Source organism: Rhodococcus sp. IEGM1428 (assembly GCF_050321865.1).
GTDB lineage: Bacteria > Actinomycetota > Actinomycetes > Mycobacteriales > Mycobacteriaceae > Rhodococcoides.
The window spans coordinates 182,847-195,530 of sequence record NZ_JBNQFW010000005.1 but is presented as its reverse complement, the minus strand read 5'-3'; the positions used below and the strand labels follow the sequence as shown (position 1 = coordinate 195,530).

Annotated in this window: 12 protein-coding genes; all 12 read right to left on the bottom strand. The window is 62.8% G+C overall.

The features are described 5' to 3' along the window. Window positions 1-19: 19 nt before the first annotated feature. The 12 genes from ACQR3T_RS22130 to rplL all read right to left on the bottom strand — a co-directional run bounded on the left by ACQR3T_RS22130 (window position 20) and on the right by rplL (window position 12,650). Window positions 20-910 carry a hypothetical protein gene (locus ACQR3T_RS22130; RefSeq protein ID WP_428694835.1) on the bottom strand — a complete coding sequence of 297 codons (891 nt, stop codon included), beginning with the start codon at window positions 908-910 and terminating at the stop codon, window positions 20-22. Window positions 911-968: 58 nt separating this feature from the next. After that, complete coding sequence (locus ACQR3T_RS22125) at window positions 969-1,658, bottom strand: hypothetical protein (protein WP_032380469.1); 690 nt, start codon at window positions 1,656-1,658, stop codon at window positions 969-971. Window positions 1,659-1,741: 83 nt separating this feature from the next. Beyond that, window positions 1,742-2,989 carry an MCE family protein gene (locus tag ACQR3T_RS22120; protein ID WP_032380468.1) on the bottom strand — a complete coding sequence of 416 codons (1,248 nt, stop codon included), beginning with the start codon at window positions 2,987-2,989 and terminating at the stop codon, window positions 1,742-1,744. After that, window positions 2,986-4,248, bottom strand: coding sequence for an MCE family protein (locus ACQR3T_RS22115; protein WP_155290861.1), 1,263 nt, complete (start codon window positions 4,246-4,248; stop codon window positions 2,986-2,988). The genes ACQR3T_RS22120 and ACQR3T_RS22115 overlap by 4 nt, the downstream gene beginning before the upstream one ends. Window positions 4,249-4,277: 29 nt before the next feature. Then, complete coding sequence (locus ACQR3T_RS22110; protein WP_428694834.1) at window positions 4,278-5,561, bottom strand: MCE family protein; 1,284 nt, start codon at window positions 5,559-5,561, stop codon at window positions 4,278-4,280. Further along, complete coding sequence (locus ACQR3T_RS22105) at window positions 5,561-6,559, bottom strand: MCE family protein (protein WP_032380465.1); 999 nt, start codon at window positions 6,557-6,559, stop codon at window positions 5,561-5,563. Before ACQR3T_RS22105 ends, ACQR3T_RS22110 begins: the two co-directional genes overlap by 1 nt. Then, window positions 6,556-7,623, bottom strand: a complete 1,068-nt coding sequence (locus tag ACQR3T_RS22100) for an MCE family protein (protein WP_032380464.1) — start codon at window positions 7,621-7,623, stop codon at window positions 6,556-6,558. The genes ACQR3T_RS22105 and ACQR3T_RS22100 overlap by 4 nt, the downstream gene beginning before the upstream one ends. Further along, a complete protein-coding gene (locus tag ACQR3T_RS22095) occupies window positions 7,620-8,975 on the bottom strand; it encodes an MCE family protein (RefSeq protein WP_032380463.1) in 1,356 nt (451 codons plus the stop codon). The genes ACQR3T_RS22100 and ACQR3T_RS22095 overlap by 4 nt, the downstream gene beginning before the upstream one ends. Further along, on the bottom strand, window positions 8,972-9,832 hold the full coding sequence (locus tag ACQR3T_RS22090) for an MlaE family ABC transporter permease (protein WP_032365270.1): 861 nt from the start codon (window positions 9,830-9,832) through the stop codon (window positions 8,972-8,974). Before ACQR3T_RS22090 ends, ACQR3T_RS22095 begins: the two co-directional genes overlap by 4 nt. Window positions 9,833-9,837: 5 nt before the next feature. After that, on the bottom strand, window positions 9,838-10,632 hold the full coding sequence (locus tag ACQR3T_RS22085; protein ID WP_032380462.1) for an MlaE family ABC transporter permease: 795 nt from the start codon (window positions 10,630-10,632) through the stop codon (window positions 9,838-9,840). A gap of 5 nt (window positions 10,633-10,637) precedes the next feature. Beyond that, window positions 10,638-11,795, bottom strand: coding sequence for an ATP-binding cassette domain-containing protein (locus ACQR3T_RS22080; RefSeq protein WP_207309252.1), 1,158 nt, complete (start codon window positions 11,793-11,795; stop codon window positions 10,638-10,640). A 468-nt stretch (window positions 11,796-12,263) separates the two neighbouring features. After that, a complete protein-coding gene (rplL, locus tag ACQR3T_RS22075) occupies window positions 12,264-12,650 on the bottom strand; it encodes a 50S ribosomal protein L7/L12 (protein WP_032380460.1) in 387 nt (128 codons plus the stop codon). Window positions 12,651-12,684 lie beyond the last annotated feature (34 nt).

The following is a 12,684-nucleotide window of genomic DNA, read 5'->3' as shown; positions in this document are numbered from 1 at the left end:
GGACCAGCGGGTACCGGTACTACTGGTCGTCGATGGCCGACAGCTTCCAGGTGCCGTCGACCTTCTCCATGTTGACCGTCAACGGGCCCTCGGCACTACCCGACGCCACCCCGTCCTGCGTGGCACTGATGTTCACGTTGGCGATCAACTCGGCCTTGTCGTCCTCCAGCCGCGAGACGCCGATGTCGGTAACCATGGCCTCGGTTCCCGTCTTCGTTTGCACCACAGCGGATTTGGTGGTGTCCGCGGTGGAGTTGAACTCATCGAGCATCGACTGATTGAGCACCGCACGGGCGGCATCGAAATCGGCATCGATCGTGTCGGCCTTGTAGGTGTACAGAGTCTGAAGCGCGTCGGTCGCCGCCGAGGTGACTTCCTGGGTGGCTGCAGAATCCACCCAGGCAGCATTGTCGATCGTTGCGAACGGCTTGAACGCCGCTACAGCAGCGAATGCACCGAGCACCACGGCGATGATCGCGACGACGATCACGTGCTTGTAACCGATACCCGACCTCGACGCCTCGGGCGAGGTGACAGCTTGGTCCGCGTCCGCGTCGGAAGCCCCTGATGTCGCGGAGTCGAGCGGAGTGGCGGCCTTCTCGGTGGCGGCCTTCTCGGTGGCGTCGGACTTGGTGGACTCGGGCTTGGTGGGCCCGGGCTTGGTGCCCGCCTTGGCCAGCGAGGGCTTCGAAGTCGCGCTCTTGTCGGCAACGGTCTCGTCGGCAACCGTCTTGTCGGCCGCAGGAGTGCTCGGTGCGGGCGTTGTGATCGCGGTCGTCTCGGTCGTGTCCGAATCCTCGGCGGTGGTCGAACCCGCGTCGGACGCTGTGGGCTTACCGGTGCCGGCAACCTTGCGGCGCACCTTGCTGGTAGTGGTGGGTGGGACGATCTTGCGACGCTGGGGAGGCACTACAGAACTCCTTCGAAACTCACTGCACTACAGACGGAAAAGACACTGCCGGGGAACGTCAGTTGCCACCGGAATCCGGCTGTGGGGCCGGCGTCGCTTCCGCGCTGGGGGTAGCCGCATTCGGGTCGGCTGCATTCGGGTCGGTAGCACCCGGTTCGCTCGGTATGACGGGATTGGTGTTGGGGTTGTCCAGCGAGATCCGCGAACCGATGGGGTCGACCTTGTTGGTCTTCCACACCCCGTCGACCTCTTCCATGGCCAGTCGCATGGTGAGCTTGCTTCGCTCGACGCGGTCGGGCCACGTCGTAGTCGTCTTGATGACTACGAGAGCCTCGGCGGTGTTCTCGTCGGTACTGAGCTCCGTCACCGCGGCATGCAATACCTCGGCCTCACTCTTGGCACCGGACTGACGGACCTGATCGGTGATCCCCGAACGCGTCTGCTCGAGGTCGTTGAGCATCAAGTCACCGGTGATGGACGACTTCATGTTGTCGAACGACTGATCGATGTTGGCAGCGTCGACCGTGTTCAGGTTGACCGCCGCCTGCTGGGCACCGGTGAGGGCAGAGTCGCGAGTATCTTCCGTCGGCTTCTGGCTGAACAACGCCGTGCCCCAGCCGTAGCCGAAGAACACTGCCGCTGCGAGAGCAGCCACGGCGATCACCGTGACGACGGCAAGAAGAATTTTCGCTGTCTTGTTCTGCCCTGGAGTCGCTGGGGACTCCAGGGCTTCGGTGCTCGAGTTCACAATTTCACCCTACTACTCGGTAATATCCGGCCGAACCACTCTCGGACCGACGACAGTGCTGAGCAGCAATTCTTCCGATGTCGCTACTTCGGCGTGACGCCGATGAGCGGTGCCAACTGGGTGGCGATGGGGTTGAGGTTGAGCTTCTCGGGATCGACCTTGGGGTTGAGGTCCCACGGCTGCGGCACGTCCGGATCGGCAAAGACGATTCGATTCGCGCTGCGAACGCCCGTCACGCTGCCCTGTGGGGTTGCACAGTTCGCGTCGAGGTTCAGCGGGTAGTTCTCTCGGGTCGGGTCGAAGTTCGGGTTCTTTCGCTTCTCCTCGTCCAGGATCGCCTGCGAGCCCTCGTAGCCGACCGTGCAGGGCGGCGGGTTGTTGACCTCGAGCAGCAGACCCTGATGGATCGTGCCGTCGTTCGGGACGATGGTGGAGATACCTGCACCGAGCGCAGGCAGGAATGTCAGGAACGGCCGAAGAGCGAGATACCGCGGCTCGGCCTGAGCCGCGACAAGCGCAAGGTTGTTGATGTCGGTCGTCAAGGCCGGCCCGGCTTCGGTGATCAGACCACCGAGCTGATCACCCGCAGCGGTTCCGGTGTCGATGAGCCGACGGATGTCGGGATCGCTGGACTTCAGCTGAGCCGTCACCTGATCCAAGCTGGTACTGAACTCGCGGATCAGATCCGACTGCTCGGACTGTGTGTCGAGCACCGGCACCGCGTCGCGCACCAATGCCAGCGTCTGTGGGAGTGCCTCGTTGCCCGCCTCGGAGATATTGCCGAGCGAATCGACGAGCGATTGCAGATCGTTGCCCTTGCCGTCGAACGCCACCCCGAGCTCGTTGACCACCTTGGTCAAGTTCTCCAGCGGTACCGATCTGACCAACGTGTCGGTGTTGGCCAGCACGTCCTGCACCGGAACGGGAGTCGATGTGTTCGCGGCTGCAATCTGGGAGCCGTCGACCAGGAACGGTCCCTGATCGGTCTGCGGCTGCAGATCGACGTACTGCTCGCCGATCGCGGACCTGTTCGCCACGACGGCCTTCGTGTCTGACGGGATGTCGGGACCGCCGTTGTCGAGCTTGAGTTCCACCTGAACGCCGTCCGGCGTCAACTGCAGGCCACCGACGGTACCCACCGGCACCCCGCGGTACGTGACCTCGGCGTTGGTGAAGATTCCACCGGAATCGGCGAGATTGAGCGCCACCTTGTACTGCCCGAACCCGAGCATATTGTCCAGACGAACGTACTTTCCGCCGACGAAGATCAACCCGACGAGGGCGATCACGACGAATACCACCAACTGGTACCGAACGAGCTTCGATCTCACTGGCCAACTCCGAACTGTTCGAGCAGATCATTCAACGGGGCCAACGGGTCGAACGGCGCTGGCTCTGCCGCGGCGGCCTGACCGCTCGGTGCACCCGGCCCGGGAACCGGTGACGGGATGATAGGCGGCAACGGCAGCAACGAGATCGTGGGCCAGCCCGGACGCGGTCCGTTTCCGTTGTAGTACGGATTGGACGGATCCACGACGGGGAGCGTGTTGCCGTACTTCGGCTGGACGTAGACCGGATCTCCCTCGCCGACACCGAAGTTACGAAGCGCAGTTCCGATCGACAGGTCCAGCGACAGGAACAGGTTTGCCGAGTTGCCCTCGATGATCTTCTCCGTGCCGTCGGCGAACGGCAGTGTGGGGATCACCGACAGCGACGTCACCACGTCGTCCGCCGAATCGGCCAGTGCCTGCAGCGTGGGGCGTAGCGCTCGCAGGTCTGCGATCAGATCGTCCTTGGATCGGTTGATGACATCGGTGCCGACCGAGCCGAGACGATCGAGCGCACCGAGCATCTCCGTCAGCTGCGGTCGCTGCTGCTCGAGTACGTCGGTGGCGATCGGCAGATCCTTGAGCACCCCGTCGATCTTGTCGGTCTGCGAGTTGACGCGCCCGCTGAGCGTGTCGAGACCGTCGATGGCACGGGTGATGTCGTCACGCTGCTGATTGAGTCCATCGATCAGCGTGTTCGCCTGTTGCAGAAGCTCTTTGGTCTTGCCTTCACGACCGTCGAACGCAGTACTCAGTTCCTTGACGATGGGCGAGAGCTGACCGACGCCTCCGCCGTTGAGCAGCAGCGAGAGCGCGCCGAGGACCTGTTCGATATCGGTGGCATGGCGAGTTCGATCGAGCGGGATCGTGGCACCGTCTTGCAAACGCGCGGCTTCCTCGTCACCCGGAGGTGCGGACAGCTGCACGAACTTCTCGCCGAGCAGGTTGGTCTGCTGGACCGACGCGATCGCGTTGGCCGGCAGGTCGACGTCGGAGTTCAGGATGACGTTGACGTCGGCGGTCCAACCGTCGTTCGGAACCGTGATCGAGTCGACGCGGCCGACGGCCACACCGTCGACCTTGACGGTCGACTGCGGGACGAGGTCCAGTACATCGTCGAACTGCACCGTCAGGTTGAACGGGTTGTCTCCGACATCGGCACCACCCGGTAGCGGGATGGCGTAGATGCCTGCCGAAGAGCATGCACCGGCAGACAGGGCCACCACGCACAGTCCTGCGCCGAGGGACAACGAACGCTTCACGCGAGCTCGATTCCGATTCACAGAGGTACTCACTGTCCCCCACCTCCGATGTACGACTGCTCCAGACCCGGCATCGAGCTGGTTCCGAGCTTGGGCGAGACAACGCCCGGGACCGTGCCCGGCACGGACTGGTTCTGCTGGATGTCGTTGGTGAGAACACCGAACGGCAGCACAATCCGGTTCTGGTCGGCGAGAGGCACCTGAATCATGGTCGTGATGTTGGCGCACTGATCGATGATCGGCTGAATCTGCGCTCCCAGAGCCTCGAAGCGCGGATCACCGGGTACCAACTTGCCCAGGTCCATCAACCGGCAGACGGTGCCGAGAGGATCCTGGGTCTCGTTCTGCAGATTGGCGCGCGAGGCGAGCGTGCCCGACTCGGCGTCGTACGCATTGACCAGGTTGCTGATCGCCAGTGGCAGCAACGTCAAGGTCTGCACCAGCTGCTCACGGTTGTCGGCCAGGGTTTGAGTGGGCTGTACGAGCCCGTTGGCCGCGTCGGTCAGTTCGGTGCGGTTGTCCGCGACGAACGTAGCGACGTCACCGAGCGACACCGAGAGTTGCTGCAGCGCAGCACCGAGATCCTCACGCTGACCGGACAGGAAACCGGTCAGGTCGGCCAACTGGGTGTTGAAGTTGCGCACCTGCTGATCGTTCACGGACAGAGCACTGACGAAGGTCTGCAGATTCTTGATCGTGTCGAACACGTCGGTACGCGAGTCGCTCAGGGTCCGACCGGCCGCCGATAGCTGAGTGATGCTGTTGCCCAGCGCTTCACCGTTGCCCTCGAGGTTGGCGGCACCGGTGTTCACGAAGTCCGTGAGCGCGCCGTCCTTGTTGGCCCCGTCGGGTCCGAGAGCTTTGGACAGGTCGTTGATCGACGAGTAGAGCTCGTCGACCTCGACAGGTGTGGCCGTGCGATCGCGACCGATGGTCGTTCCGCTGGCCATGGTGTCGCCGCCGGTGTACGCGGGTGCGAGCTGAACATAGCGATCGGCGACGAGCGACGGGGTGACCTGGACGGCCTTCGCATCGGCCGGGATATCGATGCCCCGGTCGACTCGGAGGACGACCTCGACGTCGTCGCCCATCGGGGTGACGGAATCGACGGTACCGACCTTGACGCCGAGTACACGCACCTCGGAACCCGAATAGATGCCGACCGACTTGTCGAAGTAAGCGGTGATCTTGGTTGTTCCGGCCCTGGTGAACAGCCACCAACCGGCGACCGCTACGACCAGTGCCACCACCACGACGACCGCGATGATTGCGAGCTTGTTCTTGTTTCGCGGCGCTGCCTGAGTGTCTGTCATCAGTTCCCCGCCAACTTGTCGACCGAGGGCTCGCGGTAACCAGGTATCAACGGAACTCCGGGTGGTGTGAGGTTGGCCAGGACGATATCGAGCCACCGGCCGTTACCGGTCACGTTGGTGTAGAGGCGAATGAACGGCTCGTACAACTTGAGTGCCCGGTCCAGATTGTCGTTGTTGCGCTGCAGGATCTCGATGACTCCGTTGAGCTGCTGCAGCATCGGGTTGATGGTGGCCTCGTTGTCGCGGACCAGACCGGTCAGCTCCTGAGATACGCGCTGCGTGCCGGTGAGGAGCTGCGAAATGGCCTGCTGCCGGTTGTTGAGCTCTTCGAGCAACGGGCCTGCATCGGTGATCAACTTGTTGAACTGCTCGTTGCGGTCGGCCAGCACCTTCGAGGTCTCGCCGGTAGCGGCGAACAGCTTCTTCAGTTCCTCGTCGCGGCTTGCCACCGTCTGAGACAACCGAGTCACGCCGTCCAAGGACGCACGAATGTTCGCCGGCGTCTCCGAGAACGCCTCGGACAGGGTTCGCATGCTGTTCGCGAGTTGATCGGTGTCGATGTCGTTGATCGTCGATGCCGCCGCCGAGAACGCATCGATGACGTCGTACGGAGACGTGGTGCGATCGAGTGGAATCGTGTCCTTGGGGCTCAACGTGTCCGAGCCGCTGGGATCGAGGGCCAGGTATTTCTGACCCAGGAGCGTCTTGATGGCGATGGCCGCCCGTGACTCGTTGCCGACCCAGGCGTCCTGCACCGTGAAGTCCACGAGTACCCGGTCGCCTTCGAGACGCACATCGGTCACCTTGCCGACCTTGACACCCGCGATACGGACCTCGTTGGACGGCTTGAGACCTGCTGCTTCGCTGAACTCTGCGGTGTACACCGATCCTGCACCGATGATCGGAAGCCGGTCGAGAAAGAAGACAGACATCGTGGCGAGCAGGATGATGGCGATTCCCAGCGCACCGATGGTTGCCGGACTACGACGAGATTTCATTGCTTGATCCCCCCAGCTTTGCAGCGCTCTGCCGAGTTCGTGTACAGCGGCTGGTTTACGGTCGGAAGCCCGGTCGGCAAGTTCAGGTTCGGCGAATACCCCGGTCCGGCAACGATGTCGATGCCGCAGAGGTAGAACGTGAACCAGGATCCCTGCTGGGCTGTGCGGATGAGCTTGTCCAGCTTGTTCGGCAGAATTCCGAGGACCTTGTCGACGTCGTCGCTGCGGCGGTTGACCGTCTCCGACAGCGTGTTCAGTGCCGTCACCGATCCCTGGATCGACGGCCTCGTCGGCTCGAGCAGGTCGGCCGTTGCGTTGGTCAGACCGGCCAACGACGTGACCGCCGAACCCACGACATCACGATCGGCCGACAGTCCGGAGACGAGCTTCTGGGTGTTGACGATGAGACTGTCGAGCTGGCCGTCGTTCTGATTGACCGTCGCCAGCACGTTGTTGAGATTGGTGATGACCTGGCCGATGACCTGATCCTTGTCTGCGACCGTGTTCGTCAGACTCGCAGTGTTGGTCACCAGCTCGTTGATGGTGCCCGACTCCCCCTGGAACACCTGAATGATCTGGTAGGACAGCTTGTTGACGTCGTCTGCACTGAGCGTGGTGAACAGCGGCCGGAAGCCGTCGAACAGCGTGGTCAGGTTCACGGCAGGCTTGGTCCGCTCCAGCGGGATCGTCGCACCCCCGTTGATCTTCTGACCTTGGTCCCCCGAGCCCTGCTCGATGGCGATGTAGCGCTGACCCACCAGGTTTCGGAAACGGATCGTCGCCGTCGAACTCGCGGGCAGCCAGTCGCGGCTGCTGAGCGTGAAGTCCACCTTCGCTTCGCGCTCGTTGGCGATCTCGATGTTGTCCACCTGGCCGACGCGAACGCCTGCGATCCGAACTTCGTCGCCCTTGTTGAGGGAGGTGACGTCGGTGAACATCGCCGAGAACGTGGTGCCGCCGCCGCCACTCGAATTGGCGATGGTGAAGGCAAGGGTGGCCGTGGCGAGGATCGTGACCACAGCGAACACGACCAACTTGATGATCGGCGCGAGAAGGCCTCTCATTTCACGCTCACCTCCGCTCCTCTCAATGCCGGAGCGCCGATAGCGGCTGCCCACGACGGAATGCTGTCCGGTGCAACGCCACTCGCCTGTCCGTAGATCACGGCAAGTGTGTCGCGCTCGAAGTCCGAGCCCTCGTAGCTCGCCGGCTCTGCGGATTCCGCGATGGCCGGAACGATCGAACTCTGAGCCGACTTGGGCGGTCCCTGTCCGGGGATCACCTGCGGACCCGGGTTGCGGGTCGGGACCTGGTATGAACCGTCGTTGATCGAGCCTCCCGGGTACTGCGGGAAGAACTCGCCGGGTGCTGCAGGCTCGAAGCACGTGGCTCCGCGATCGTCGAACAAGCGCGGCTCGTCCTGGTTCGGCAAGTAACGGCCCTTCGGGTTCACGAACGATGCGGAGACGTTGATGCCGGGGTACTCGTCGCCCTCGCCGAGCACAACCGCGCCGCGCCTTGCACCTTCGGCGAACTGAGTGAAGGTGCAGCCGAACGTCGGCGAGAACTCGGCAAGCAGTTCGAGAGCCTCACGGGAATTCGCGGCCAAGCTGATCAGATTCTCGGAGTTCGCCTGCAGGAAGTCCGCGGTGACGTTCGACGCCGACGTGAGCGAGCCGTACAGCGTTTCGAGACCGGACTGACGCTCGACGACGGTGTTGCCCGTCGTCCGCAGATTGTCCAGAGCCGAGATCAGCTCCGGTGCCGCGTCCGCGTAGGTCTGGGAGAAATCCGCGAGACCGACGAGGGTCTGCTGAATGTTCGGCAGCTCCGTGTTCAGACCCGACACGATGTTCGTCAGATTGTCGATGGTCTGCCCCAGTTGCTCGCCGCGCCCGCTGAGACCCTGAGCCAGTGACCCGAGGGTATTGGCCAGATCCTGCGGCGGAATCGCCTGCAGCAGCGGGAGCAAGCCGTCGAGCAGCTGCCCGACCTCGATCGCGTTTCCGCTCGTGTCCTGACGCAGAACCGTGCCGTCGGTGATCGGCGACGCCGAATCGTTCTCGGGCACGATCAGCGAGACGTAACGCTCGCCGAACAGAGTCTTCGGAAGCAGCCGAGCCGTCGCGTTCGACGGAATCAGCGGTGCCTTGTCGGGATCGATCGCCAGCTGCGAGGTGACGACACCGTCGACGCTCGACGCCGATCGCACCTCGCCCACGATCATTCCGCGCACCTTGACGTCCGCGTTCATCGGCAGAGAGTTTCCGACCGAGTCGGTTTCGAGGCTCACGTTCACCACGGACTTGAACGTCTTGTTGTAGGAGGTGATGCTCCATCCGAGAAACAGGATGAGCACCAGGAAGAATGCAAGTCCGAGCAGTACTCGCTGCAGTCGCGACGGCGAGTCGATCATCCGGCAACCCTCACTGTGGTGGTCGTGCCCCAGATGGCGAGGCTCAGGAAGAAGTCCAATACGGCGATCGTGACGATTGCCGTACGCACGGCGCGGCCCACTGCCACACCGACGCCAGCCGGTCCGCCCGAGGCGTGATAGCCGTAGTAGCAGTGGATCATGATCAGCACGAAAGCGAAGATGAGCACCTTGAGGAAGGAATACAACACGTCTTCCGGGGGCAGGAACAGATTGAAGTAGTGGTCGTACGACCCCGACGACTGGCCGTTGAAGATCGTGCTGATCCCCCTGGACGCGACGTAGGACGCAAGCAGACCGACGATGTAGAGCGGGATGACCGCGACGAAGCCGGCGATCATGCGGGTGGTGACGAGGAACGGCACGCTCGGCACAGCCATGACCTCGAGCGCATCGATCTCCTCGGAGATCCGCATGGCACCGAGCTGAGCGGTGAAGCCACAGCCGACGGTTGCCGAGAGCGCCAGGCCCGCGACGATCGGTGCGATTTCACGGGTGTTGACGTACGCGGACAGGAACCCGGTGAGCACGGAGCTTCCGAGCTGTTCGAGCGCTGCGTAGCCCTGCAGGCCGACGACGATGCCGGTGAAGCCCGACATCATCACGATCACGCCGATGGTGCCACCGATGACGGCCAGCGCGCCGCTGCCGAAGGTGACCTCCGCCAGCAGGCGGAGCACCTCCTTCTTGTAGTGCACTGCAGTCTTGGGAATCCACCCGATCGCCCGCAGGTAGAACGACATCTGCTCGCCTGCGCGATCGAGCACGTTGAGAGGAGCATTGCCGACGCGCTTGACGCGCATCAGTGTGCGGTCACCGCGACCTCTTGCGATAGTCATCGCGGTTACGCTCCCTTCGCTGGAACGACCTGGAGGTACACCAGGGTCAGAATGAGGTTGGCGAAGAAGAGCAGCAGGAACGTGATGACCACGGTCTGATTCACTGCCTCACCGACGCCCTTGGGTCCGGGATTGGGGTTGAGACCCTTGTACGAGGCGATGATGCCCGCAATGAGACCGAAGATCGCCGCTTTCGCTTCTGCCACATAGAGATCCGGAAGCTGTGCCAGCGCCGAGAACGATGCCAGGTACGCACCGGGGGTACCGCCCTGGAGGATCACGTTGAAGAAGTAGCCACCCGCGATGCCGACGACCGAAACCAGGCCGTTGAGCAACAGCGCGATGAGGATCATGGCCAGCACACGCGGAACGATCAAGCGGTGCACCGGGTCGATACCCAGAACACGCATCGCGTCGATCTCCTCGCGAATTGTCCGTGAGCCCAGGTCGGCGGTGACAGCCGAGCCCGCGGCACCGGCAACGAGAAGGGCCGTGACCAGGGGTGAACCCTGCTGGATGACCGCGAGCACGCTGGCTGCACCGGTGAACGATTCGGCACCGAGCTGCTTGATGAGCGATCCGGTCTGCAGCGAGACCACAGCGCCGAAAGGAATGGCGACGAGCGCAGTCGGCAAAATCGTCACACTGGCGATGAACCAGGCCTGCTCGATGAACTCACGGAACTGGAACGGCCTCCGAAAGGTGTTCCGAACGACCTCGACCAGAAGTTCGACGATATTGCCGGCTTGTGTCAGAGCGGCGTTCGCCGGAGCGAACGTGGACTTCTTCGATCCCCCCATGTCTGCTATTGACCCCGACCTTGCGTAGGAGCTTGGTAGCCCTGTTGATCATGACCTTGCCCGCCGTAGCCCTGCTGGTCGTACCCCTGCTGGTCGTACCCCTGCTGGTTGTAGCCCTGCTGGTCGTAACCCTGCTGGTCGTACCCCTGCTGGCCGGCGTAGGCGGGGTACTGCTGCCCGGGGTCGGTGGTATCGAGGCTCTCCTGGATGGCGACCTGCGCGTTGTGCGGCAACGTGTGCATGATCTGACGGACCCGCTCCTGCCTGCGTCCGACAGCCTGCCGCACGGGGGTGCCGGGAGTGGCCTTCATCTGCGGCACGATGCCTTCCACGTCGTCGACGCCACCGGCGTGGTGCCCGGCGTCGACGAGGGCCTGCTCGTGCGCCATCTGCGCCTCGTCCTTCTCCTCCGACATGCCGATCGGACCGATCATGGTGCCGTTGAGGAACTGCTTGACCACCGGCTCGTCGCTGGTGAGGAGTACCTCGCGTGGGCCGAACATGACCAGCTGACGACGGAAGAGCATGCCGATGTTGTCGGGCACCGTTCGAGCGAGGTTGATGTTGTGCGAGACGATCAGGATCGTGGCATCGATGTTGGCGTTGATGTCGATCAGAGTCTGCGAGATGTACGTGGTGCGAACGGGATCGAGGCCGGAGTCGGGCTCGTCGACCAGAATGATCTCGGGATCGAGCACGAGAGCGCGGGCAAGGCCGGCGCGCTTGCGCATACCACCGGAAATCTCGCCGGGCAGCTTGTCTTCTGCGCCGAGCAGACCTGTCAGCTCGAGCTTCTCCATGACGATCTTGCGGATGTCGGACTCGGACTTCTTCGTGTGCTCGCGAAGCGGGAACGCGACGTTGTCGTAGAGGTTCATCGAGCCGAACAGCGCGCCGTCCTGGAACAGCACCCCGAACAGCTTCCTGATCTCGTAGAGCTCACGGGAGGAGCACTGCAGGATGTCGGTTCCGTCGATGAAAATCTTGCCCTGTTCGGGACGCAGCAGGCCGATCAAGGACTTCAGGAAGACCGACTTGCCGGTACCGGAAGGACCGAGGAGCGCACTGACTTCACCCTTCGGCAGGGTCAACGTCACGTCCTGCCAAATCTTCTGTACACCGAAAGACTTGGTCAATCCTTCGACCGAAACCTCGACTCCCACGCTGACCTCCACAATTCGTACACATCGACCCGGATGTGGGTTGCGTCACTGTATCCCATGCAGGTGTCCGCACCGACACAGGAGCTTACCGCCCAGTAAGAACTTCCCCGAGTCAGGCTGTAGAGCTTGCATCAGTGTGGCTCATCTCACGCGACACGGTCGGCAACTCGCCAGAACTGTGACAAGTACCAGTGGCGAAATGCTGTGACACACCACAAGTGAACCCAACCGAAACCCTTCGACGTGCTTCAGACTTCGGCGAGGTCGAGTAAACAGGGGCCGAATCGGGGTGTCACGCGATCCGGCAGAGTCAGTGATCGATCACAACGATGCACCCGATACAACGCCTGGAACACAGAAGAGGGCAGGGCTCGAAACACAGAAAAGGGGCCGCTCCCACCGAGGTGAGAACGGCCCCTTCTGCGCTCGTGCGATCAGAGCGCGAAGTACGACTGCAAAGAAGCGGTCTTACTTGACGGAGATCTTTGCGCCGGCAGCTTCCAGCTTCTCCTTGGCAGCCTCGGCTGCGTCCTTGGCGACCTTCTCCAGGATGGCCTTCGGAGCGCTCTCGACGAGGTCCTTGGCTTCCTTCAGGCCGAGGCCGGAGACGACCTCACGGACGACCTTGATGACCTGGATCTTCTTGTCGCCGGCCGACTCGAGGACGACGTCGAACTCGTCCTGCTCTTCGGCAGCCTCAGCCGGAGCACCGGCTGCGCCTGCTGCTGCGACGGCGACGGGAGCGGCTGCGGTGACCTCGAAGGTCTCCTCGAATGCCTTCACGAACTCGCTGAGCTCGAGGAGGGTGAGCTCCTTGAACTGGTCGAGCAATTCTTCGGTGCTGAGCTTCGCCATGGTGGCGGGTCCTTCCTGTAAGTACCTGGTCGCT

Excerpts from the sequence above, each read along its gene's own strand:
- ACQR3T_RS22110 (WP_428694834.1), bottom strand. The coding sequence starts at position 5,561 with ATGACAGACACTCAGGCAGCGCCGCGAAACAAGAACAAGCTCGCAATC.
- ACQR3T_RS22105 (WP_032380465.1), bottom strand. The coding sequence starts at position 6,559 with ATGAAATCTCGTCGTAGTCCGGCAACCATCGGTGCGCTGGGAATCGCC.
- ACQR3T_RS22100 (WP_032380464.1), bottom strand. The coding sequence starts at position 7,623 with ATGAGAGGCCTTCTCGCGCCGATCATCAAGTTGGTCGTGTTCGCTGTG.
- ACQR3T_RS22095 (WP_032380463.1), bottom strand. The coding sequence starts at position 8,975 with ATGATCGACTCGCCGTCGCGACTGCAGCGAGTACTGCTCGGACTTGCA.
- ACQR3T_RS22090 (WP_032365270.1), bottom strand. The coding sequence starts at position 9,832 with ATGACTATCGCAAGAGGTCGCGGTGACCGCACACTGATGCGCGTCAAG.
- ACQR3T_RS22085 (WP_032380462.1), bottom strand. The coding sequence starts at position 10,632 with ATGGGGGGATCGAAGAAGTCCACGTTCGCTCCGGCGAACGCCGCTCTG.
- rplL (WP_032380460.1), bottom strand. The coding sequence starts at position 12,650 with ATGGCGAAGCTCAGCACCGAAGAATTGCTCGACCAGTTCAAGGAGCTC.